Origin of the sequence: Streptomyces sp. V4I8, assembly GCF_041261225.1 — a bacterium.
Classification (GTDB): domain Bacteria; phylum Actinomycetota; class Actinomycetes; order Streptomycetales; family Streptomycetaceae; genus Streptomyces.
In genome coordinates, this window is record NZ_JBGCCN010000002.1 from 25,100 (window position 1) to 48,818 (window position 23,719).

Annotated in this window: 17 protein-coding genes and 1 pseudogene; 8 read left to right on the top strand and 10 right to left on the bottom strand. The window is 68.6% G+C overall.

The window, feature by feature from the left end; genetic code table 11:
- Positions 1-12: 12 nt before the first annotated feature.
- The 8 genes from ltrA to ABIE67_RS46235 all read right to left on the bottom strand — a co-directional run bounded on the left by ltrA (position 13) and on the right by ABIE67_RS46235 (position 13,228).
- A complete protein-coding gene (ltrA, locus tag ABIE67_RS46200; protein ID WP_370269899.1) occupies positions 13-1,815 on the bottom strand; it encodes a group II intron reverse transcriptase/maturase in 1,803 nt (600 codons plus the stop codon).
- Between the two features lie 620 nt (positions 1,816-2,435).
- Positions 2,436-3,044, bottom strand: coding sequence for an IS30 family transposase (locus ABIE67_RS46205; RefSeq protein WP_370269904.1), 609 nt, complete (start codon positions 3,042-3,044; stop codon positions 2,436-2,438).
- Between the two features lie 86 nt (positions 3,045-3,130).
- Positions 3,131-3,865, bottom strand: a complete 735-nt coding sequence (locus ABIE67_RS46210; protein WP_370269908.1) for a transposase — start codon at positions 3,863-3,865, stop codon at positions 3,131-3,133.
- A 49-nt stretch (positions 3,866-3,914) separates the two neighbouring features.
- A complete protein-coding gene (locus ABIE67_RS46215; RefSeq protein WP_370269912.1) occupies positions 3,915-5,192 on the bottom strand; it encodes a TIGR02679 family protein in 1,278 nt (425 codons plus the stop codon).
- Positions 5,182-9,303 carry a TIGR02680 family protein gene (locus tag ABIE67_RS46220; protein WP_370269916.1) on the bottom strand — a complete coding sequence of 1,374 codons (4,122 nt, stop codon included), beginning with the start codon at positions 9,301-9,303 and terminating at the stop codon, positions 5,182-5,184. The genes ABIE67_RS46215 and ABIE67_RS46220 overlap by 11 nt, the downstream gene beginning before the upstream one ends.
- Complete coding sequence (locus ABIE67_RS46225) at positions 9,304-10,743, bottom strand: TIGR02678 family protein (protein WP_370269921.1); 1,440 nt, start codon at positions 10,741-10,743, stop codon at positions 9,304-9,306.
- Positions 10,740-12,323, bottom strand: coding sequence for a TIGR02677 family protein (locus ABIE67_RS46230; RefSeq protein ID WP_370269926.1), 1,584 nt, complete (start codon positions 12,321-12,323; stop codon positions 10,740-10,742). The genes ABIE67_RS46225 and ABIE67_RS46230 overlap by 4 nt, the downstream gene beginning before the upstream one ends.
- 242 nt (positions 12,324-12,565) lie before the next feature.
- Entirely contained in the window at positions 12,566-13,228 is a 663-nt protein-coding gene (locus tag ABIE67_RS46235; RefSeq protein ID WP_370269930.1) for a Uma2 family endonuclease, read from the bottom strand.
- A 137-nt stretch (positions 13,229-13,365) separates the two neighbouring features.
- Between ABIE67_RS46235 and ABIE67_RS46240 the strand changes: the two genes are divergently transcribed.
- The 4 genes and pseudogenes from ABIE67_RS46240 (at position 13,366) to ABIE67_RS46255 (ending at position 17,380) form a co-directional block, all read left to right on the top strand.
- Positions 13,366-13,890, top strand: coding sequence for a hypothetical protein (locus tag ABIE67_RS46240; protein WP_370269890.1), 525 nt, complete (start codon positions 13,366-13,368; stop codon positions 13,888-13,890).
- A gap of 60 nt (positions 13,891-13,950) precedes the next feature.
- Positions 13,951-15,379 (top strand): annotated as a pseudogene (locus tag ABIE67_RS46245) (ISKra4 family transposase).
- Between the two features lie 206 nt (positions 15,380-15,585).
- Complete coding sequence (locus ABIE67_RS46250; RefSeq protein ID WP_370269933.1) at positions 15,586-15,828, top strand: hypothetical protein; 243 nt, start codon at positions 15,586-15,588, stop codon at positions 15,826-15,828.
- 103 nt (positions 15,829-15,931) lie between these two features.
- Entirely contained in the window at positions 15,932-17,380 is a 1,449-nt protein-coding gene (locus tag ABIE67_RS46255) for an ATP-binding protein (RefSeq protein ID WP_370270825.1), read from the top strand.
- Between the two features lie 7 nt (positions 17,381-17,387).
- Here ABIE67_RS46255 and ABIE67_RS46260 read toward each other — a convergent pair whose 3' ends face one another.
- Positions 17,388-17,831 (bottom strand): helicase associated domain-containing protein, encoded by a 444-nt coding sequence (locus tag ABIE67_RS46260; RefSeq protein WP_370269937.1) that lies wholly within the window; start codon positions 17,829-17,831, stop codon positions 17,388-17,390.
- A 70-nt stretch (positions 17,832-17,901) separates the two neighbouring features.
- Entirely contained in the window at positions 17,902-18,786 is an 885-nt protein-coding gene (locus tag ABIE67_RS46265; RefSeq protein ID WP_370269941.1) for a helicase associated domain-containing protein, read from the bottom strand.
- On the opposite strand from ABIE67_RS46265, the gene ABIE67_RS46270 reads away from it, so the two are divergent.
- The 4 genes from ABIE67_RS46270 to ABIE67_RS46285 all read left to right on the top strand — a co-directional run bounded on the left by ABIE67_RS46270 (position 18,769) and on the right by ABIE67_RS46285 (position 23,684).
- Positions 18,769-19,674: a transposase gene (locus tag ABIE67_RS46270; protein WP_370269946.1), complete on the top strand. Its 906-nt coding sequence runs from the start codon at positions 18,769-18,771 to the stop codon at positions 19,672-19,674. The two genes, ABIE67_RS46265 and ABIE67_RS46270, sit on opposite strands and share 18 nt — an antisense overlap.
- A gap of 665 nt (positions 19,675-20,339) precedes the next feature.
- Positions 20,340-20,912 (top strand): carboxymuconolactone decarboxylase family protein, encoded by a 573-nt coding sequence (locus ABIE67_RS46275; protein WP_370269951.1) that lies wholly within the window; start codon positions 20,340-20,342, stop codon positions 20,910-20,912.
- Entirely contained in the window at positions 20,909-22,489 is a 1,581-nt protein-coding gene (locus tag ABIE67_RS46280; RefSeq protein WP_370269955.1) for an aromatic amino acid lyase, read from the top strand. Before ABIE67_RS46275 ends, ABIE67_RS46280 begins: the two co-directional genes overlap by 4 nt.
- 1 nt (position 22,490) lies before the next feature.
- The gene (locus tag ABIE67_RS46285) at positions 22,491-23,684 is read left to right on the top strand and encodes an aspartate aminotransferase family protein (protein WP_370269960.1); all 1,194 of its coding nucleotides are present in this window, start codon (positions 22,491-22,493) and stop codon (positions 23,682-23,684) included.
- The last annotated feature ends 35 nt before the right edge of the window (positions 23,685-23,719 follow it).

The window sequence follows — 23,719 nt, forward strand, 5'->3', positions numbered from 1 at the left end:
ACCGCACACGGCTCAAGCAAGCCCCAGAGGCTCGCTGGCAGGCAAAAGTACTGGACTCGTTGTCGCAGCGGCTCCATTCCGCCGCTGACAATGGGTGTGGAGGAGACGGAGTCGTTGACCGTCCGGCGTGTTCCCGTCCGGGAAGGCAATGTATTGCTTGGAGGTCGCCTTCCGGATGACAACCCGCCACGCTTCCCATTCTCCTGGGCTTTGTGGCGGGCGGTCGGCGTGCAGTAGGAGCCCTCCGCAGATCGAGCAACGGCCGTGCTGTGCCTGTAGGAGACGCACAGTCATGGCGTCGGCTGGCAGAGGAATTCCCTTGCGTCGCCGCTGAGCCCAATATGACTCCAGGGCTGGGTCGTCCGGGGACGCCTTCCCCTTGACCAACTGGTGCCGGACTATCTTCGTCCAGGAGAACTTGAGCAGGTAGGCGCCGCTGTCGCGGTCACCGAACACCCACCGGTCGTTCCTGGACCTGTTGAACCGGCCGAAGTACTTGTCGGATATCCAGTGCTTCGGCTTGTTCGGGTGACTGTGCTTGGCCCACTTGTAAGCGAGCTTCCACATGTGATTGTCCAGCGCCGTGAAGATCTCGCTGGACACCACCGTCCGGTAGTAGGCCGACCAACCCCGCACGATCGGGTTGATCTTCTTGAGTACCGCACCGGCATTAGCTCCTCGCAAGGCCACCATTTCGGTACTGAGCCGTTCCCGTATCCGTCTCTGAGCCGCCGTGCTCGGTTTGATCAGCAGTTTGCCGTGATAGCGGCGGACGTTGAACCCCAGGAAGTCGAATCCGCTCTCCGCGTGGACAATGCGTGTCTTGTCCTCGTGAAAGGCGAGTCCCCTGGGCGTCAGCCATGCAGCCAGCCGTTCCTTGACCTGCTCGGCCTGTTCACGGCTGGTGCACATCGCGACAAAATCATCTGCGTACCGCACCAGCACGGGGCTGCCGCTCTGCGCACTCCCGGCATCTCTGCCGGTGGTGTAATAGCGGACCCCTGCGGCTTCCTCCATTCCGTGCAGGGCCACGTTGAAGAGCAACGGGCTAATCACCCCTCCTTGCGGAGTTCCCTCCTCGGTCGGGGCGAACCGGCCGCGATCCACGACCCCGGCCTTCAGCCACTGACGGACCAGTCCCCGGGCGGGGAAGGTGCCGAGAGCGGCCATGAGCCGGGCGTGGTCGATGCGGTCGAACGCCGCCGTCAGGTCTGCATCGAGCACCCACACACGCTGCGGGCTCTTCCCGTTGAGCGTGGAGTAGATGGCCCCGATCGCGTCGTGACAGCCTCGTCCGGGGCGGAAGCCGTACGACTTCGGCTCGAACCGTGCTTCCCACTCGGGCTCCAATGCTCCCAATGCCACAGCTTGCAGGCACCGGTCAACAATCACGGGAATCCCGAGTCCGCGCTTCTTCGTGGTCCCCGGTTTAGGGATGAACACCCGCTTGACGGGCTTGGGAATCCACGGTCGGGCGCGATGCTGGACCCATTTGGCCAATGCGGCCTTGGACTGGGAAAGCAACACGACTTTTCCGTCGACTCCCGCCGTCGCGCGTCCAGCGTTGATCTCCGTGACCCGTCGCACGCTCAGGAGCGTGTTCGCACGGGACCGGAGCATCAGCTTCTGCAAATTGCGGACCTTCTTCAGATCCCCTGCCTGCGATGCCGTGAAGATCCTCTGCCGCAGACGCCGTACGTCCTCCTCGACCCGCCGCCAGTCAATCGACGCCCAGTCCAAGTCTTCGCCCTCGGGTCCGTTCACCGGCGCAGACGCAGCCGGAAGGGCCGAAGCCGCCCCGTCCGCTATCAGCATGGTGTCCAACTTGCCCCTCGGTTCCGTCGTCTTTATCCAGCGATTCCGCACAGGCTCACCCGGCCCACATCAGCACCCTTTCGGGTCCGGGCAGTACCCGTATCCGGACGGTTATGCGGGGCGACCGGCGGAGAGTCCGATCGTCTGCCCCGGGTTCCCGTTTCCTTTCGGCTTCCGGCGTTGGCTTCTTGGGCCGTCCTGTTCCCGCTGGGGAGTTGAGCCTTCCTTACGGTCGGCTGACCGAGCCAAAGCGGCCCGGACCCCAACGGGGTTTCCACGTTCCACACGAATGAGATACGACCGGGGTGGGTGCTCCCTTTACCCCGAGGCGGCGGTGTCCACCTGGCCGGAGTGACCTCTGCCGGCCAGCGCCTGCCGCTTCTCAACGGCTAGCCATGCACCCCACTCATGCATTCCATCGGCGGGGCTTGGGATCACGAGGCATCATCGGGAGTTCATGTACTTCACCCGTCCGGTCTTCCCCTTGCCGGTAACTTCCGGATGGAACGGAAGTCCTTGGGCTTTCCCCTGAGCTTCGCACCACTCCGTTACCGGAATCGCACGTCAAGGGCGGGGACGGGTCATACGGACACGGACCCGTGACTGCACCTACAGCTTCATTAACTGCCTCTCCAATCGGTCAGTCCACTCAAATTCGTGCGGCTTCGTGTCGCACGGTCGCCTTCCCAGTGCCCGGCGCGCTGACGGTCCTCGGCCTCCCGGGGGCGGGTGTGGACCGGTCGCATGTTCGGGATGGCGTTCTTGGAGGGTATGCGGCGCTGCTTCTTGCGGCGGGTGCGCCGAGTACGCAGCCGGGCGGTGCGCTTGTCCAGCAGCCCGTTGTAGAGAGCGCGGTAGATGGTCTCCGGGCACGCGTTCATGTCAGGCAGGCCGGGGTTGGTGCGGGCGAGGTGACGGGTGATCTGCTGCGGCGACCAGCGCTGCTTCAGCTTGTCGTTGACGAGGTTCCGCAGCTCGGGGCTGGCCCGGAGCTTCTCCGGTTTCGGGCGGGCCCGGCGCAGGATGGCCTGGTTGTGGGAGCACCACGGGTTGTAGGAGCCCTCGGGGCCGCGGCCGCGGGAGATCTCCCGGTAGACGGTGGAACGGTGCTTGCCGATCTCCTCGCAGATCTGCGGGACCGTACGGCCGGCGAGCAGCCCTTCGGCGATCACGATGCGGTCGTCCTGGGTGAGGTAGCGGTCGTCGATGGGCTTGTCGGGCAGGAGCATGCGTCCAGCCTTGATGAACCACAGCGAGCCCGCGCTGGTGGATACGCCCACCCGGCGGGCAGCGGCTGCCCCCTTTCAGGCCACCTCTACGCAGTTCGAAGTATTCCTTCGGCACCGACAGCGGCAGACGGTTCGGCGGATACTTCGGCATGGGACGGACTCCTTCCATGGGTCGCAACCACCGATGGAAACCGCCCGCGGTCCAGCGGACGCGTGCGCCACTCCGCCATCGAGTCCAGGGCCTTGTCCGTGATCGTGGAGATGGTCTCCTTCGTGGTCGACATGCCATACGTCTGCGCGAGGTGGGAGACGATCTCGCCCGAGGTCAGGCCCTTCACGGTCAGCGAGATCACCAGATCGTCCAGCGCAACCGTGCGCCGGGCGTACTTCGGCAGCGCCTGGGGCCGGAAGGTGCCCAGACGGTCACGGAGGACCTGCACCGTCACGGTGCCGACCTCCGTTATCACCTTCTTGCTCCGATATCCGTTGCGCATGTTGCCGCCGCTGCGAGAGCCCCGGCCACCGGGCCGGCCGGCCTCCTCGGCCAGATGCGCGTCCATCTCGGCCTCCAGCGCGGCCTGCAGCAGATGCTGAGCCAGCTCGGGCAGGATGCCGCCCTCACCCATCAGCCGCAGCCCCTCGCCGGCCCGGACCTTCTCGCTGGCCAGCACCGTCAGCTCGTCCAGCAGCGGCAGGCTCAGCCCGTTCACCGAGGGCTGTGTCCTCGTCGTCCTCACGTCGGCACCCTGAGCGCCTCCCTGGTCATCGGCAAGCGACACACCGGCAGCCGCCTCGATCGAGGTATCAGTCGTCGTACTCATCAGGTGACTCCTTCGGGGAAGATCACACCTGATTCCTTACACAACCCCCTTAGCTGAGGTCTGAGAGGAGTTCGGGCAGCAGGCGTTCTTCCATGACGGCCTGGCCTGACTCGTTCAGGGCGGAGGCGAGGGCGGGGTCCCAGGGGCTGGCGGCGGGCGGTCCGGTGAGTGTGGTGGACACGCCGCGCTTCAGGGCGCTGCGGTAGTCGGCGGTGGTCATGCGCCAGGGCCGGGCGCCGTGGCGCTCTATGGCGGCGGTGGTGATGCGCAGGCCGGTCCAGTCGAAGTCGGCGCGCCAGTGGAGGCGGGCTCCGGACCGGGCGGCGTCGGCGAGGAGCTGGTGGCAGGCGGCTGAGGGGATGCCTTCGGTGCAGACCAGGGCGGTCGCGCGGTCTTGGAGTTCGGCGGCGGCCGCGCGCAGCACGGCTGGGTTCTCGCAGATGTGGATCTCGCGGGCGGCGGGGATGACGTCGGCGGCTGTCAGCTGGTGGAGGGTGAGGCGGAAGGGGATGCCGGAGTCGGCAGCGTCGCGCAGCCAGTTGCAGACGATGTTCTCGCCCGAGGCGCCGATGTTGAGGACGAGTACCTGGCTGGCGAGGTCGTCGGTGACTGCTCCGGCGCTCTCCCACAGGGTGCGGCGTCCGGCCCGGTCGCGGGGGACTGTCTGGGCCGGCTGCCCGTTGTCTGCCGCGGTGCGCTGGGCGAGGGCGCGCAGGACGAGCTGTTCGAGCGGGCCGCCCGGCAGCAGCGCCTTGGTGTTGCCGGTGGCCCATTCGGCGAGGACGGGGAGGGGCAGGGGGCTGTGGCGTTCGTCGCCCCGTACCGCCGGGAGTTTCTCTAGGACGCGGACGGCGGCTTGGAGTAGCGCCGTGTCGCCGCGGCGCAGGAGGCGGGTGAGGGTGCCGTCGGCGGCGATCTGTTTCAGCCAGGCCGGGTACCAGTCGTGCTCGGCGAGGGGTGAGACATGGGCGGCGGCAAGGGCCTGGGCACTGGCGGATGCCTCGTCGGCGCGTTCGGCGGGGCGGTCACGGAGCGGGCCGTGCAGGCGGCCCAGGGTCTGGAGCAGGCCGGTTCCGTAGCGGGTGTGCAGGTAGGTGTCGAGGTCGGCGAGGGGGATGGTGAGGCGTTTGGCGGTCTGGAGGCGGTAGCGGCCGGTGATGCCGATGACGGTGCGGCGTTCGGCTTCGGTGGGGGTGGTGAGGCCGATGTCGCCGTCGAGGGCGTCGCCGGTGCGTTCCAGGCGGCGGCGGGCTGCGGTGAGCAGGCGGCGCCAGCCTTCTTCGTGGAGTTCGGTGTACGGCGGCGGGGGCGGCTGGTCAGTCGGCAAGTTGGGCCTCCGTCTTGTCCGCCAGAGCCTTCGGGCCCTGGCGGTGTACGGAGCGGGTGCCCGGGGAGCCGAGGTGAGCGGTCAGCTCTCCGGTCTCGTCGGCGTGCAGGCGTTCGCCGTCCCACAGGAGCAGCAGCGCGGAGACGGTGTGGTCGACGGCGGAGTGGGCGAGGTCGTAGTGGGCTGCGGCACGCACCGCGCTGTGTACGGCCCACAGGTCGTAGCCGGTCATGAACAGGTCGAGGTCGAACTGGGCGGCCAGTGACATGAGTTCGCCGCGGCCGGTGTCGTCGACGCCGGCGAATGCCTCGTCGAGGGCGAGTAGGCGCGGGGCGTCGGGGTGCGCGGAGTTGAGCATGGCGTGGGCGGCGGCGAACAGCGGCAGGTGCAGGGAGACGGACTGCTCACCGCCGGACAGGCGGCTGTGCCGGGCGCGGGTGAGACGCTCCTCGTCGCCGCCGGGGCGAACGAGCTGGAAGGCGAACTGACGCCAGCGCCGGTAGTCCAGGACCTCGGCGAGCAGCTGCCGGTAGGGAGTCTCGCGCTGGCGGGCGCGGGCGGTCTTGATCTGCGTGGCGAAGTGGGTGCGCATCCGGGCGAGTTCCTCCGGGCCGAGGCGGGCCGCGTCGGCGTCCAGGAGGGCGCACACGGCGCGCTGTTCGTCGTCGAGGCCGTCGGCGAGCAGCCAGCTGACGCCGACGGTGGTGCCCGAGGACATGCGGCGCTCGCGCATGTCGGTGTTCATGCGGCGGATCAGATCACGGGCGTCGACGGTGCGGTCGTGGATCTGCTGGGCGAGGCGGGTGAGCAGGGCGTCCTCCAGGATTCGCTGTTCGGAGTCGGAGAGGAGTTCGGCCTGGTCGCGGCGGTGGGAGGCGATCTTGTCGGCGAAGGAGGCGATGGGCAGCGGGCCTTGTTCGTCGGCGATGGTGACGGTGATGACGCCGCTGGAGCCGTCCCAGGCGGGCTGGTAGTCCTGCCCGGCGGCGGCGAGGTGGGCATGCAGGTCCTCCAGGGCTGTGGTGAGGCGGGTGACGGATTGCTTGACGCTGGACTCGGTGGGCGCGAGGTCGCGGGTGGCGGCCAGGATCGCCTCGTGGACGGCGACGGCGGCGGGCGGCAGGAGCTCGCCCGTCCAGTCGGCCTCCTGCGCGGGCCAGGCCAGGTGGGGCGGGCAGCGCAGGAGATCGAGGAGTTCGCGGGCCGCGTACGGGGCGAGGGAGCGGGCGGTGTCCTTCTCCTCGGTGACGGCGACTGTCAGCGCTTCGGCCGCGGCGGTGCGGCGGGCCTCGGCGGCGGCCAGGCGGCCGATCGCCTCGTCCTTGGCTGTGCGGGCGGCCTCCGCCTCTGCCCCGGCACTCTCCAGGCTGTTCGCGGTCTCCGTAACGCGGGCCATGACCTGCTGTGCCTCGGCGCCGACGGCCTCGCGCAGCGCCTGGAGTCCGGCGGCCTCCTCGGCGTGCCGGCGGCGGGCTGCGCGGTCGGCTGCGGCGGCGGCCTCCTCGTCCTCGGCGGCGGTGGTGAGCCGGTCGGCTGCGGCGGTGGCGGTTTCGCTCTGCCGGGTGTGTTCGCGGCGCCGGGTGGCCAGTTCGCCTGCTTCCCGTTCGAAGGCGCGGGTGGCGGACTCGGTGTCGTCGGCGTCCTGGGCGGTGAGGCCGTGCTCGGACTCGGCGCGGTGCAGGGCGCGTGCGGCGACCGCGCAGGCGGCCTGCGTCTCGTCGTAGAGGGCTTGGGCGGCGTCGGCGGCTATGCGGGTGGCGCGCAGGGCGGCGACTGCCCGGTCCAGGGCGCGCAGGTGCGGGGCGAGGGCGGCGGTGCGGGGCAGGGCCGTGCGGGCGGTGTCGTACTCCTGAAGGTTCTGCTCGCAACGCAACCTGGTCTGAGTCAACTCTTCCAGCTGGACAGAAAGTTCGGACAGGAGGGCGTCGCAGGCGGCGATGCGGGCGGTGCGGCGGCGCATCCGGGCGGTGGCGCCGACGTATTCGGCGTGCGGTTTGGTGTGGGAGCCGATGAGGATTCCGGCGGCGTAGCGGCCGTCGGCGCAGACGGCGGTGGCCGCGCCCGCCGTGTCGGAGACGGCGACCGACTTCAGTACGGCGGTGATCTGGGTGGCCGGGATGACCGTACCGGTCTCGGGGCGCAGCAGGTCGGCGAGGCTGGGACCGTCGACGGGGGTGGTGGCGCGCAGATAGCCGTCGCCGTCATCGGTGGGGGGCTGATCGGTGGTGACGAGCGCGTCGAGCAGGCCGGACGCCTCCAGGGCCGCTTCCACGCCCGCGCGTTGCGTGTCGTCGAGATCGTCGGCAAAGTCGACAAGACGCCACAGGGGGAGGGCGTCTTCCCGGCTGCGGTCGGCAGTGCGGCCGCGGGCTGCGGGCGGGGCGTCGTCGTGTTCGGCGGCGATCCTGCTCCGTTCGGCCTCGGTCTCGGCCCGGCGGGCCTGAAGCGCGCCGCGCTCGCCGCGCAGGGCGGCGAGCCGGTCGCGCAGGTCCTGCACGGCGGGGGCGGTGGCCTTGGTGAACAGGTCGGTGAGTGCGGGGACCCCGCCTTCCGGGCCGTCCGGCTCGGCGGCTGCGTCCAGAGCCTGCTCGAGCGCCTCGGCGGCGCCTTCGGGCAGCAGCGGCCCATGCTGCTCCTGCCACCGCCCGAGTTCCTCCCGGGCCCGTGTGTGGGCAGCACTGAGCGAGTCCTGGGCCGCTCGCTCCTGCGTCTCAGCGGCCCGGGCCGCCTCCTGCGCGCGTTCCTGTCCGGTGCGGGCCGCGTCCCGGCCGCGTTCGGTGTCCCGCAGGTGTGCCGCGGCGGCCCGTACCGCCCGTACGCCCTCGTGGCGGGCGGCGGCGCGGGCCGAGGCGCGTTCGGCGAGAGCCGCGGGTGCGGCGTCGGCTGCGGTCCAGTCGATGCCCGCGCGGTGCGCGTGGTCGGCGAGGGCGGCGGCGCAGGCGCTGACGGAGGTGGCGAGTTCGGTGGCCAGCCGGCCGGCGCGTTCGGCCTCGGCGCGGGCCCGCCCGGTGGCGGCGGTGCGGCGCTCATGCTCGGCTGTGGTCTGCCGGGCGGTCTGCTCGCAGGTGCGCACCAGGCGTTCCAGGTCGGCGAGTTGCTCGACGGCCTGGTAGGCGGCCGAGGAGCGCAGTTGCTCCAGGCGGGCGCGCAGCGCTGCGAGCGTCGCCTCGGCCGCGTCGGCCCGTGCTCCGACCGCCTCGCGCTGCTCGCGGGCCGCCTCGAGTTCCGCCTGGGCGGCTATGCGGGCCTGCTCACGCTCGCGGCTCTCGGCCCGCCGGGCGCTGAGCCTGTCGGCGGCGACACGGGCGCCCACCCGCAGGTAGGTCGAGTAGGCGGCGAGGAACGACCGGGTGGCCTCGTCGGCGGCGACCAGGCCCTCCAGGGTGCGCTGCACGGACTCCATGTCGTCGAAGGAGCGGGCGGCCTCACCGATCAGGTCCTCATCCAGCGGGCGCAGGCCCTCAGTGAGGGTGTCGGAGAGCTTGGCCGGGTCGAGGTTCTTGGCCAGCTGCGGACGGCGCAGCGTGAGGATGAGGGTGAGCAGCTGTTCGTAGCGCTCCCGGCCGAGGCCGAAGAGCCGCTGGTCGACGGCGGCCCGGTAATCAGTAGCCGAGGCGATCAACTCGGCTTTCAGCGGGTCCAGTTCGCCGGCCAGCTGCTTCTTTGTCAGCGGCCGGTCGTCGTCGGTGAGCAGCGAGAAGTCCTCACCGATGCGGCCGTCAGCGACGAAATGCCAGCGGGCGGGGGTGTCCCGGTGCCGCTGCGCGTGCAGGCCGATGCCGCAGGTGACGGCCTGCCCCGTGGCGCCGTGGGTGAACTCGACCCAGACGTAGCCCAGCGCGCCCTCCTGCCCGCGGAAGAGCAGGTTGGACTTCATGGTGCGGTCCTCGGCGGCAAACGGGTTGAGCCGCTTGGGATCGATCCGCCCGTCCAGGACGAACGGGAAGAGCACCTCCAGGGCCTTGGTCTTGCCGGATCCGTTGGGGCCGCGCAGCACCAGCCAGCCGCCAGCGAAGGAGAACTCCTCGTCGCGGTAGTCCCACAGGTTGACGATCCCGGCGCGGGTGGGCACAAAGCGCGGCTCGGAGCCGGTGGGAGCAGTGATGCTCACTTAAGCGGAGTCCTTCACGTCGTCTGCGGCGAACAGGGCATCGGGGGTTACCGCCTCGGGGCCTTTGACGCTCCTGGGGCTCTGGGCGGTGCGGGGACGCGCCTTCACCTCGGCCGTCACCCCGCGGTAGCGGGCCAGCAGCGGCAGCGCGAGAATCCCGCCCTCCACCCGCACAATGAGCGACATGGCGTCCAGCAGGTCAAGGCTCTGGCCGAGGAGCCGGTCAGGGTCACCGCGCAGGTCGGCGGCGAACCCGGCACCGTACTGGGCGATGATCTCCCTGGTGCGGGCGCGCAGCCAGGAGGTGGTGACAAAGGGGTAACGGACCTCCGAGGCGGCGGACACCTCGTCGTCCCTCTCCTGCGTGTCCTCCCGATCTGCCGCAGCCTGTGCGAACACGCCCTGCGCGGGCAGCGCCAGGTCGATCCGGCCGGCCCGGTCCGCGAGGCGCTCGGCGGCGGTCGGCGCGGGCAACAGCTCGGGCGCGTGCCGCCCAGTGCGCGCCGCGGCCTCGCTGATCCGCGCCCCGAGTAGCAGCGCTGCCTGCGCGACGGTGCCGCCGCCGGGGAACCGCGTGTCGGAGAGGCGTCCCGAAGTGTCCACCAGGGCGATGCCCTCCGCGCGCCGCTCGACAGTGAGGCCGGTGAGGCGAGTGAGGTCCTCGGCGAGCGCGGGGGCGCGCAGCTGGCCGGTCAGCTCGGGACCGGCGTCGGCGTAGTAGGCGACCGGATGCTCCAGGACCAGGCGGCGCGCCCGCCGGGCGGCGGAGAGCCGCTGTGCCCGGCGCCCCTCGGACAGGCTGCGCGCACCCGCCGAGTCCAAGAGCGCGGTCACCGAGGTAACGTGCTGCAGGACGCGGGTGGGCTGGTAGACGGCGGTGAGCACCTCCCGGTCGATGTCATAGAGGGCCTCGGCCCGGTCCGGATCGGTGGCCCAGGAGGCGGCCGAGCCGTCGGCAAGGCGCAGCACGCCGCGTTCGGCGAGCCAGGAAACGGCGTCGACGAAGGCGTCCCGGTCGTGCTTGCGGCCGGTGTCCAGGCCGAGCCCGTCGACGCGGGCCGCGTCGGCAGCGACGGCGTCGGCGAGTTCGCCGAGCGCGACCTGGGCACCGTGCCGGCCAAGCGCGGCCAGAGCGAGAGCAAGGTAGGCATAGCGGCGCCGGTCGAAGGGGCGGCCGGAGCGGCTGAGCGCTGGCCGGGTGGCATCCAGTTGGTCCTGGGCGCGCTGGAGGCGGGCGGTATCGGCGGTGGTGATCAGCCGGTAGCCGAGCACCTCCATCAGATCGGTACGCAACTGCTCGGCCCAGCGCCGCACCCTCGCCAGCGCGCCGCCGTCCGGGTACACCGTCGTGATCAGCGGGTGCCGCAGCACGAGGCGTACGGCCTTCTGGTAGTCGGCCAGCTCCAGCGCCGAGACGTTCTCGGCGACGCGGGTGCTCATCCGGTGACCTCCAAGCGCAGTCCGTCCAGGTGCAGGTCGCCGTACACGGTGCGCACCGTGGTGAACGCCTCGCCGGGGCCCGTCGGGACGAGGGTGAGCCGCACCCCGTGCGCCGAGCCAGACGCCGTCGGCCCCGCAACGCCCCGGGTGACCGAAACCCGCGCGGCCAGCGCCACGTCCATCAGGGAGAGCAGTGCGCGGGTCTCGACCTCGTCCAGGACCCTGCCGTACGCACCGCCGCGGGCCAGACCGACAGCCGCACCCCGGCGCTCGGCCTGCTCCTTGATCTGCGCGGCCCGCAGCCGGGCACGCTCGGCGTCGTTGCGCTCGATCCGCCCCGGCCCCGTCAGGGCGGGGGTGCGGCCGGACTGTACCAGGGTGCGGGCCAGCTCCACCGGATCCGCCTCCCACCAGGACATACGCCCAGCAATCAGCTCGGGGTCCGGGTAGGGGACGGCGATGTGCCGGGGCGCACCGAGCCCGAACACCGCCTGGAACAGGGCATGCGCGTCGTCGTCACTGACACAGGACGTGAACCACTGGGCGAGGTGGCGCAGCTGGCTCTCCCGGCTGACCCCGCCACGCCGCGCCTCGGTGACCCGCCGCAGCAGCGCGAGCACCGAACGGATCGCCGTGACCGTCGCGTCCTGCAGCCGCTCGGCCTCACTGTGCTCGCGCTCCCCGAACCAGTGCACGATCCCGGCCCACCGCTGCCGCCAGTCGTCCAGACGCGCGGCCGGGGTACGGAAGAGCCGCTCGTCGGCCTCCGCGGCATACTCGACCATCCGCTCCACCCCACTGGCCGCGGCCTTCTCCACGGCCTCGGCCAACAGTGGGGCATAGCGTCCCAGTTCGGCGGTGAACTCCCGCATGTGCGCGAGCAGCGTGTCCTTGTGCGCGAGGAACACCTCGGGCCGGGTGTCATTGGTCCGCGCCAGGTCGCCGAGCATCAGGTAGAAACGGGCAGCCCGCTGTGCCATCTCGTTCAGCACCGAGTCCAGGCGGCCCAGCTTGCGGTAGACCTCCTCGGCGTCACCCGCGGCGTTCGCCTCAGCCAGCGCGGCCAGGTCGGCAAGGATGTCGGGAAAGACCAGCCGGGAGAGCTGCGCGTCCTCCAGCGCCGCCCCGAGCACGTCCTCCACCGCCCGGTAGGCCCGGTAACCGGCCTGGGTGAACTGGTACACATAGTGCCGGTTGCGGTACTCCGCCAGGTTCGCCGCCCGCGTCCCGTCGTAACTGCGGTCCAGGACCCGCCACTCGGCGAGCGCGTCAAGCAGCGGCTGCACGTCGCCCACGGCCGCCCCCGGATGGTCCGCGACCAGCCTGCCCACCAGGGCGGCCGCGTCCGAAGCATGCAGCAGCACCTGGTAATTGGCCCGGCCACGGTCGAAAGCACGCAACAGCCACAGGTACTCGTGACGCTTCTCAGCGGCCGCGAAGTGGAAGAGCCGCAGCCGGTCATCCAGGGTGAAGGCGTCAATCCCGAAAGCATCCTCAGCCCCGTCGTCCGGGGATATCCGGCCCGAAGGCGCAGAGCCTGCCAGCACAGCCGGGGGCGGGACCAGGAGATCGTCACTCACGGGCGTCAGCGGCTTCCTCGTACGACGGGACAGAACCGGCGAGACAAGGCCGGACCTCCCCCAGTCTGCCACCCGAACACCAGACTGGGAAACCGCCCCCCGAATCCGTCAACACAGGTAAAATCCGCGCCCGCTCAGACTCTCCTCCTCGCCACAGAATGACGCCGAAAGCGACGCGGCCCCCGTCCGACACTGCCCGGACGACCCTGCAGCCGTCACCGGAGACGACACGGGCCCCACGCTCACGAGATCTTCTTGAAGTCCGTCCGGACGGTGACCGGCACACCAGCGATGTCGAAAGTGACAGGCTCACCGAAACGGTAGGGCACGGCCGAAGTATACTCGTCGTCCTTCGGCGCCTGGTACAGCACGCATTCCCCAGTCAGCACGTCCACGATGAGGTACACCGGAATCCCGCGCGCCGCGTACTGGTTGAGCTTGCGCCCATAGTCCTGACCCACTGTCGACCGCGACACACTCTCCGCAACGAAGTGCACATGCTTCTGATCGACGAAAGCGTCTCCCGGACCCAGCGCCCCCGCATCCACCACGAGCACATCGGGCTCCGGCGTATAGCCATCACGCTCGGGCAGCACCCCTTTGTCCCGAGTCACATGCAGTCCGCCGGAACCATCACGCAACTGCTCGGCCAACTGCCCCCGGATCGAGTCGTCCGCCTCACTGTGCGCCTCCGTCACAGGGGCCATGTAGAGACGCCCCTGATCGAACAGGAGCTTGACGGATTTGGGAAGCATCATCGAACGCCGAACATGACTCAGCCACTGTGAGTATTCCGGATACAACACACCCATGACGCTGCCTCCCAGCCAAGCACTGCCACCATCGTACGCACCAGCCAGTCCACCCAGCAGATGAAGCGGGTGTGTCCAGTCAGCGAAGGTCATGGCCGAACTCGGCCTGGCCCGGTTCTGACTGCGATGGGTCCGGCTCGTTTCGAGTGACTGGCTGAGCTGGCGTTTTGTGTGGGTGGGCTGGTGGTGAGTGCTGGTCGCTTCTACCTTCTGGGTGAGGGGGTGGGGTGATGGTGTCCCTGCTGGAGGAGCTGGAACGGCGTGAGTCGGCTATCGGGGAACGGGTGGGCGAACTGCGGGTGCAGGTAGCGGAGCTGAGCGAGCAACTGGAGGCGTTCGAGGAGATGCTCGCGCAGGTGGAGGTCGCCCGGGCGGTGGTGCGGGAGGTCCTCGACGACGCGGCGGCCGAGGAGCCGGTGCCGCGGCCTGCGGCGGGGCCGCAGCGGGCGGGAGGGGAGTCGCCGATCGGGGTGGTGACGGTGCCCGAGCGGGAGGCGGGGATGGACGCATCGCTGCTGCCGTCTGGGTACCGGGACATCATGGAGGTGCTCATCGCGGCGGGGCGGCCGATGCGGTCGAAGGCGGTCTCGGTGGCGATCGGCCGGGGCGAGGGCCCCTCGAAGGTGGAATCGGTGCGGGTGAAACTGAAGCGGCTCGCGCGCCGGGGCTGGCTGAGCGAGGACAGTCCGGGCCTGTTCGCGCTGCTCGAACACGCCGAGGACAGTGGGCCGTTGGGCCAGGGTTCTGGCGGCTGAGGGTTCTTCTTCCCTACGTTCGTAGGTGCCAACCGAAACGCCCGTAGGAAGAAGAACGCCGTGGAACGGTACGACACGCCGCCGAGTGCTGACGACTTTGAGGCGGCGGCGAATTTATTCAGCATGCTCGTGACGGAGCTGGCATCGCCGACGACTGGCGATCTGGCCCATCATGAGCTGGAGGATCTCTTGGAAGACAGGGGCCGTGACCTGCTGCGGCAGCTGTTCCAGGATCACCTGGACCTGCGGGAGCGGCGCGAGCAGGAGGCTGTGGCGAGCTTGCGGCCCCGCGTGATCGGTACGGACGGTCTGCCGCGGCCGCGGCTGGAGAGGGGCCATGGCCGGCTGCTGGCCACGGTGTTCGGCACGGTGACCGTCTCCCGCCTCGCCTGGAGGCGCCTGGAGGCGTCGAACGTGCACCCGGCGGATGCGGTGCTGTCACTGCCGCGGGGCCGACACTCGCACGGTCTGGCCCGCCTCGCCGTCCAGGCGGCCACCCGGATGTCCTACGACGCGGCCCACGAGACGATCATCCGGCGGTGCGGCCGCGTGCTCGGCAAGCGTCGGCTCGCCGGTCTGCTCGTCGAGGCCGCCGGTGACGTCGACGCCTTCTACAACGCCAGAATCGTTCAACCCTGCGCTCCGGCAACAGTGTTGGTGCTGTCCGCGGACGGCAAGGGCATCGTGATGAGGCCCGAGGCCCTGCGGGAGGCCACCCGGCAGGCCGCCGAAAAGCGGCAGCACGCCTTTCGCACGCGTCTGGCCGCCGGGGAGAAGAACGGCAGAAAACGCATGGCCACGCTCGGCGCGGTCTACGACGCCGAACCGGCACCCCGCCGGCCGCACGATGTGATCACGCCGCCCGGCGGCTTCACGGACGGGCACATCCGCCGGCCCGGCCCCGTTGCCCGGGACAAGTGGCTGTGCGGCTCGGTGGAACACGACGCCGAGCACGTTGTGGCGCAGGTCTTCGAGCACGCGCAGGCCCGCGACCCCGAACATCGCCGCACCTGGGTGGTCCTGGTCGACGGCGCCCGCCATCAACTCGACCTCGTCCAGGCCGAAGCCCGTCTCCACCACGTCGAGGCGCACATCGTCATCGACATCATCCACGTCCTGGAGAGGTTGTGGGCGGCGGCCTGGTGCTTCCACGGATCAGGCCAAGTTGACCGGCGGACAGCGGCACGGTGTCGATACCTGCGTCCGCTACCTGCGCGGCAACGCAGATTTCCTGCACTACGAGAAGGCCCTCGCGGCCGGCTGGCCCATCGCCACCGGGATCATCGAAGGCGCGGCCCGCCATCTCGTCGCCGACCGTCTCGACATCAGCGGAGCCCGCTGGGGTCTCGACGGCGCCGAAGCCGTCCTGAAACTCCGTGCCGCCGCCGCTAACGGTGATCTTGACGCCTACTGGAAACATCATCTCGCCAAGGAACATCAACGGCTCTACCCAGCCCATGACCAGGCGAGATACGCCCTTACTGCCTGACCGCGATCTCACTCAGAACGAGCCGCACCCATCTCGCTTTCCGCCCGGACGATCGCAGGGGAAGACTGACGTGGAGACTGGTGCGATTCGGATGTGCGAAGCGACACGGGCGGAGATCCTCTTCAGCGCACAGAGCCCGTCCCACCGTGACGAGATCGAGGAGAAGCTCGCCACATGTTCGAGCCGGTCAGGGTCCCCAAGGATGTGTGGCGTACTGGGTCGATGCGGCCCAGTACAAGCTGACGCAGAAAGGGCAGCACCGGTCGGCCGGGGCTATGGACCTCATCCTGTGCGCCACCGCCGTGCACCACGGGCTGCATGTCCTGCACCGTGACAACGACTTCCACGCCGTCGCCCGGGTCATGAAAGACCTCCAGGAAACAGGACGTCCGCCGCGCCGCCGCTGGAAGCGACTGAAGCGAGGCCGGCGCCGCGAACACCAGCCCTGAACCCGTTGCCCCAGGTGTCTGCTGTGGGAGCTATGGTGAGTGGAGTTATCATAACTGGACTAATTAACCTGGGGGTGTGCGAGTGCTGAGTCGGCCGGAAGAGATGTTCGATCGGGATGCCGAGTGGTCGGCGCTGAGCAGGTTCGCTACGGATGTTCGGGCGGGTGCGACGCTCGGTGTCGTTTCCGGTCGGCGCAGGCAGGGCAAGACGTTCCTGCTGCGGGCGCTGTGCCAGGCGAGTGGGGGGTTCTACTTCGCGGCGGATGAGGCGACTGACGGGGAATCATTGCGTTCCATCGGTGCAGCCTTGTCCGAGCATCTCGGCGCACCAGCTGCCCTCGACTTCGGTGACTGGCATGCGGTGATCGATGCACTGCTCAGCCTCGGGCGGGAGCGGCCTGTCCCCGTGGTCATCGATGAGTTCCCGTACCTGGCCAGGGCCAACCCACGTCTGCCGTCGATCATTCAGAACGCCCTGGCCCCTTTGCGGCCTGAGAGGGATGGCAGCCGGACCCGGCTGCTGCTCTGCGGCTCAGCCATGTCCTTCATGGGCCGGTTGCTGAGTGGGAACGCGCCGCTGCGTGGCCGGGCCGGCCTCGAGCTGGTCGTTCCCACTCTGGACTACCGCCTGGCTGCTGAGTTCTGGGGCGTTGACGACCCGGCTACTGCGATGAAGGTCAACGCGATCGTCGGCGGAACTCCCGCCTACCGGCGGGAGTTCGTCCGGGACGACGCCCCTGAAGGTCCTGAGGATTTCGATCCCTGGGTCCTGCGGACCGTGTTGTCCCCGACCAGCCCGCTGTTCAGGGAAGCCCGCTATCTCCTGGCGGACGAGCCCGACCTACATGACGCAGCGCTCTACCACTCCGTGCTCGCTGCTATCGCAGGCGGCAACGCCAACCGCGGAGGGATCGCCTCCTACCTGGGCCGCAAGTCAGGAGATCTGGCCCACCCGCTCACTGTCCTCGAAGACTGCGGACTCATCACCCGCGAGCCCGACGTCTTCAAGAAGAACCGCACCACATTCCGCATCGCTGAGCCGCTGGTCACCTTCTACCACGCGGTGATGCGTCCCATCTGGTCCGACCTTGAGCACACCCGCGACGCGACCCGCCTGTGGACGCGGAGCCAACGCCGCTTCACCGGTAACGTCATGGGACCGCACTTCGAGTACATCTGCCAGCACTGGACCCGGCACATGGCGCAGGAGTCCCTTCTCGGCGACTTCGCCAACCAGGTCGGCTCCGGCACGGTCAACGACCCGGGCAACAAGACCTCTCACGAAGTCGATGTCGTCGCCTTCGGCCTGGACGACGACAACCGCCAGCCACTGCTGTCCATCGGCGAGGCCAAATGGGGCGAGGTCATGAGCTCGGGTCATCTCGAACGCCTCCGCCGTATCCGCGCGCTCCTGACCGCGCAAGGCCGTCACGGAGCCGAGAACGCCAAGCTGGCCTGCTACAGCGGCGCCGGCTTCACCGACGAGCTCCGCGCACAAGCTGCCCACGACCCCGCGATCGTCCTCGTCGGACTGGAGGACCTGTACCACTGAGGGCCGTCTACCAGTGCATGCCGAGCTGGTCCAACTCGGTGCGGCGTTGGTCGCTCAGCTTTGTGGCGCGGCGGCGTGTGTTGGTGATCCACATGCCCAGGGCGACGGCGACCGTGTTCTCGGGGGTGGTTTCGCGGCCGGTGGCGGCAGGTCCGGCCTGGTCGACGGGCACCTCCTCGATGTGCTTACGGGGCACTTTCAGGTGTCCTTCGCGGGCCCGGTATTGTCGGGCGGCGGTGAGGTTGAGGTTCCACTTGTGGTCCTGGGTTCGCTTCACGGGCCGCTCGTCCTCTCCGGCCGCCTCGAGTCCGAGGACGTTCTCAAGCAGCCACTGCTGTGCGGGTAGGAGTTGCTCGAAGCCGTACCGTTGTGCCTGTACCCACTGTCCGAGGTCTTCGCCCTGGACGATGACGTCTCCCGCCACCATCGGCACGCTTCCGCCGCCGATCACGTGGGCTTGGGTGAGGCGGAAGGCGCGTTGCCAGCCCACATCCCAGGCCGGACACCAGCCGGGGTCGATTTCATCGAGTGCCTCGCGCCGTGATTGGGGCAGCGCCGGCCTCGGAGCCGGTCGGCTCGCCGGCCTCGCGCCGGGCCTCGAGCTCGTCAGCTCGCTTGGCTGCGGCGCGTTGTGTCTTGGCCCAGTTCCCGACGGGGTAGCCGTTCCATACCGCGGTGGCGGGCGGAAGAAAGTGTCCGTGTTCGGCGGCCCATTCCCGAGCTGCGGCGAGGCCTTCTTCGAAGGCGATGTCCTGGTGCGACCACACCATCCCCAGCGCATGAAGCTCCGCAGCCCGTTCCCTGTCGAGCCGTCCGGCCTTGTTGATCTTCCGCTGGGTGGCCAGCCACGTCCCGAGCGGAAACCCCGCAGGCGACCACTCCGCAGGTGTCACATAGCCGTAGGGCACCCGCAGTTGCACGGCTCCGCTCTCCTTCACGTACCGGGCGGCGGCTTCGATGCCGCGCCGCCAGTACTCGTTCTCCGGCTCCAGCACCCGCAACCTCACGAACCGTGCCAGCTGCGCGGGATCACGCGGGCTGGAGAACTTCAGCAGCTCCCGCGCCCCGGCACTCACCGCATCGACCGGCTCCTCGCCGTCCAGGCCCTCACTGTCCTCCCTGGATTCCTCTGCACCGGCGCCCTGGCCGGTGTCCTCGGCTTCGGCGCTTTCCCAACTTCCACTGCGGGGGCGGGAGTCGGCGAGGGCTTCGATCACGTCCGCATCGTGCGCGCGGAGCGCTTCAAGGATCTTGGCCAAGTCGCTGTACGCGGGGGACGTGAGCATGTCGTCGGGATTCTCGTCTTCTCCGAGAAAGACCGGAACAACCAGTGAGGCGATTTTTCCGTGCCCGGCTGGATTCGCAGGGCGCGGCCGACCATTTGCACGATGTCGACCATGGGTCATCTGTGGGCCAACCTCGGCCAGGCAGTCGAGAAGACGGTCAACGCCCACCGCTCCCGCCTGGCCGAACCGCCTCCCGGCTCGGCCTCCAGCCCCGGCCACCTGGACGTGGAGCCCGAGGTGGTCCAGCCACCGAAAGAGCTGAAGGTCGTGGTCCGGCTGCGTGAGCAGCATGCTGCCGCCCATGAGCTGTGGCAGCAGGGGATGTCGAAGGCGGCGATCGGCCGGAAACTCGGGCTGCACCAGGCCACCGTCCGTAAACTGGTCAATGCCCGCTCCGCCGACGATGTCGTCGCCAAGAATCTCCAGCGAGCGCATGTCGTCGACCCGTACGTCGGCTACCTGCACCGGCGCTGGAATGAGGGCGTCAGGAACGCCGCCCAGCTCTACCGCGAGATCAAGCAACTCGGCTATCCCGGCGGCGAGCTGGCCGTTCAGCGGCATCTGCGGCGCTACCGGACCGGGCGCGGACATGCACCCGGCCTGGGACCGAAGCCTCCTTCGGTCCGCGAGGTCACCTCCTGGATCATGACCCACCCCGAGAACCTGCGAGACGAGGACGCCGACAAGCTGCACCGGCTGCGTGAGCGCGATCCCGAACTGGACCGGCTCACTCGTCACGTCAGGAAGTTCGCCGCAATGATGACCGGCCGCCACGGCGACCGCCTCGAAGACTGGATCACCGACGTCGAACAGGACAGCCTGGCTCCGCTCGCTGGCTTTGCCCGCAACCTCCGCCGCGACTTCGACGCAGTCCGCGACGGGCTGTCTCTGCCGCACAGCTCAGGCGCCGTCGAAGGCAACATCAACCGGCTGAAGATGCTGAAACGCCAGATGTTCGGCCGTGCCAGCCTCGATCTCCTTCGCAAACGCGTCCTGCTCACACGGTGAGCCTCGACCGCCCCGACCACAAGATCGTCGACAGAACCCGCAAGTCCCGCAACTCCGTCTGCGTACATGACAGATAGCCCCACCACAGATCAGCGAACTACTACTCCGTCACCGATGTCCGACTGAAGGGACATGTGCAGCTTGCCGCCCAGGCGCGTGGCGGTGGCCTTTGTGCGACGGCGATGCACTCTCCATGACGGGCCACTCACAGCTACGACCACCCGAAGATCATCTTACGCACCGGTCAACGTGACAGCATCCTCGCGAGCCCGGCTTCGACGTGCGGGATAGTGCAGGTGGGCGTAGGTTCGAGGGCGCGCGACTGTACAACGTCTTCCCGTGCAGCGTTGTCAGGCGCTTCGCTGGTACCTGCGGCGCCGCATATTTTTTGGGGGAATGCATAAATTCGCGGAAGTCCCAGCTGTTCGACGATGCTGATGCAGAGGAGATTTCCCAGAGTCGGGCTTATACATGTTGGTAGCCGGCCGCACACCAGAGCAGTTCCGCGAGTTTCCCTGCAGGAATTCCTTAACCCGGTCTGAACCTCGCCGCATGCAAGCTCGCCGACCTGTTGAACGGTCTGGACACCGACGGGTTATTAAAGGTGACGTCCCGTCCCAACACTCGGTATCTCTCGCCGAGCCGACTGAAGTCTGGAGCCTTCCATGGCGCGCCTTCCGTATCCCGATCCGGAATCGCTGCCTCCGCGTGCGGCGGCAGCACTGGATGCATTACCAGTGCGGTTGAACGCAGTCCGCGCCCTTTCACTTGCGCCGACCGCGCTGCCGGCCGTCATGGACCTGGTGCTTGCCCTGCTCCAGGATCTGGCGCTCAGTTCACGGCACCGCGAACTGCTGATCCTGCAGACGGCTCACCACACCGGCTCCTCCTACGAGGCCGCGCAGCACGAGCCCATCGCCAGGGCAGCCGGCATCAGCGAGGAGGAACTGCGCCACCTGCGCGCCGGTTCACAGGTTCCGTGGCCCGACCCGGCCGACGCGGCGTTGCTGCGTGCCGGGCAACAGCTGCTGGATGACTGCTCACTTACCGCGTCGCTGGTACATGAACTGCGCGATCACTTTTCCGACCGGCAGATCGCCGAGGCCGTGCTGGTCACCGGCTGCTACCGGATGCTGGCCGGCCTGTTCAACGGCCTGGCCGTGGAGATAGATCCTCACGGTGAGGAACTCGCCCAGGCGACCGGACACCACGGCAGCAGAGAGAGCACCCAGCGATGATGACGTACAACCTTTCCGGCAATAACCTGACGGCAACCCAGCTCGCCTCGCTGGCCTCGAGCCGTAGCACGCTGGTCAAGGCTGACGAATCGGCCTTGAGGCGAGTTGCGACTTCCCGGCAGGAACTGGACCGACTGCTTGCCCAGGGTCGCACCATTTACGGAGTGAACACCAGCATGGGTGGCTTTGTTCATTACCTCGTGCCGGTGGAGCAGGCGAATGCGGTACAACAGAACTTGATCAACGCGGTCGCGACCAACGTCGGTACACCGTTCAGCCCCAGCGAAGTACGGGCCATAATGATCGCCCGCCTCAACTCGCTGGCACGCGGCAACTCCGCAATCACGCTGCAGAACTTCCTTACCTACCAGGCCATCATCAATTCTGAAGTCGTCCCGTACGTACCGAGTAAGGGATCCCTCGGAGCCAGTGGAGACCTGGGGCCGCTAGCGGCCATCGCCCTGGTCGCCACCGGTCATGGGCGCGCCATGGTGGACGGTGAGGTGATGTCCGGAGCGGAAGCCCTGCACCAGGCCGGCATCGAACCCATGGCCCTGGACTACAAGGAAGGACTAGCACTGATCAATGGCACCTCCGCCATGTGCGCACTGGGCGCACTGGTTGTGGAGGAGGCAAGCATTCTGCTCCGCTCCTACGAGGCGGTGACCTGCCTGACCTTCGAAACCCTCGGAGCCAAGCGACATGCGCTCGACCCAGTCGTCCACCGGCTCAAGCCGCACCCGGACCAGACGGCCGTGGCCGAGCGTCTCTTCGGATCCCTGGACGGCAGCCGCCTGCTGCAGGACGAACACGAGGTATCGGCCTATCTGGCCGGACACCGTGGTAAGGAAGCCTCCGCAATGGACCGTGCGATCGAGGACGCGTACTCGCTGCGGTGCACCCCGCAGATCCTCGGCCCTGTATGGGAAGCACTGCGCCAGGCGACCGACGTTGTCGAACGCGAACTGAACTCCAGCAATGACAACCCCCTCATCGTGGGGGAACCTGGCGAGGTGTTCCACAACGGCCACTTCCACGGGCAGTACATCTCCACCGCCATGGACCACGTCGCGATCGCCCTGACCACCCTCACTAACCTCGCAGACCGGCGCATCGACCGCTTCCTCGACGCATCCAGTAACGGCCTTCTGCCTGCCTTCCTGTGCGTGGAGACCCCCGGAATCCGGCTCGGCTTCATGGGCGGCCAGTTCCTGTCCGCTTCCCTCACCGCCGAGAACCGCTCCTTATGTATCCCTGTTTCGGTGCAGACCCTCACCTCCACCGGGGACTTCCAGGACATCGTCTCACTCGGCCTCATCGCCGCCAGGCGCGCCCAGGAGATCCTCACCAACGCCTTCCACGTGGTCGCCTTCGAGCTGCTGTGTGGCTGCCAGGCCGCCGATATCCGCGGGGCGGACGGACTCGGCCCGGTCAGCCGGACTCTGTACGACCGGGTCCGCCGTGACATCCCCTATCTCGACCACGACCACGAGATGACGGGCTACATCGAAGCGACCGCGGAACTACTCAAGAGCGCCTGCTTCGACACCCTGACGACAGCTGCCCTGGCGGGCTGAGATGAACGCAATCGAGCGCGGCTACCGAGCACGCACGCCGCGCTCGGCCGAACACTTCCGGCGGGCCCAGCGACTCCTGCCCGGCGGCACGACACGGACCCCCGCCGCGTATCCCCCCTACCCCCTCACGTTCGTGCGAGGAGAAGGGCCTTACCTGTGGGACGCGGACGGACACCGCTATATCGATCTACTCTCCAACTACTCCAGCCTCATCCACGGCAACTGCTTCCCGCCCGTCATCGAGGCGATCACCCAAGCTGCGGCCCTGGGCTCTGCCTGGGCGGGCGGAGCCCAAGGCACGCTGGACCTGGCCGAGGAACTCTTGGGCAGGCTCCCACGCGCCGAACACGTACGGCTATGCAACTCGGGCACCGAGGCTGCCCTACTCGCTCGCCGCATCGCCACCGCCGTCACCGGCAGACATCTGCTCCTCAGAGCCACCGGCAGCTATCACGGAATCGAGCCGATCCCCACCAGCACCGGCACCGACACCCTCTACGCGGCCTACAACGACACAGAAGCCTTCGCCCGCGTACTCACCGCGCACAAGAACAACATCGCCGCGGTCTACCTCGAACCGGTCCAGTCCGCAGGCGGAGTCATCACCGGCGATCCCGCCTTTCTGTCCAACGTCGCGCAACTAACGCGGGCCGCAGGAGCCCTGTTCGTCCTCGACGAAGTCGTCACGCTCCGCCTGCACGCCCATGGATTGCAGGCCCCCCTCGAACTCAGCCCGGATCTCACCCTCCTGGGCAAAATCATCGGCGGCGGGCTACCTATCGGCGCGATCGCAGGCAGCCGCGAACTGCTGTCCGTCCTCGACCCCGCCCACCCCCATCACCTCCACCACGCAGGCACTTTCAACGGCAACCCGCTGGCCACAGCCGCAGGCACCATTGCGCTGCGCCACTACCAAACCGCCGAGATCGAGCGGCTCGACCAGCTCGGTGCCAGACTCGAACGAGGGCTCCGCGCGGCCGCAACAGCCCACGGCATACCCCTCACCCTCCGACGAGCGGGATCCCTGCTGAACGTGGAACCCCACAGCAAGCTCCACCTCGCCTGCCTCAACCACGGGGTCGTGATCGCCCCGCGCGGATTCATGGCCCTCTCTACTGCCGTGAGCGAAAAGGACATCGCGGAAGCCTCCGAGCGGATCCACCAGGCAATCGGAGACCTCAACGGCATCCAGTGAGCCGTGATCGGCATGTCCGGGGAGGGTCCAATGGG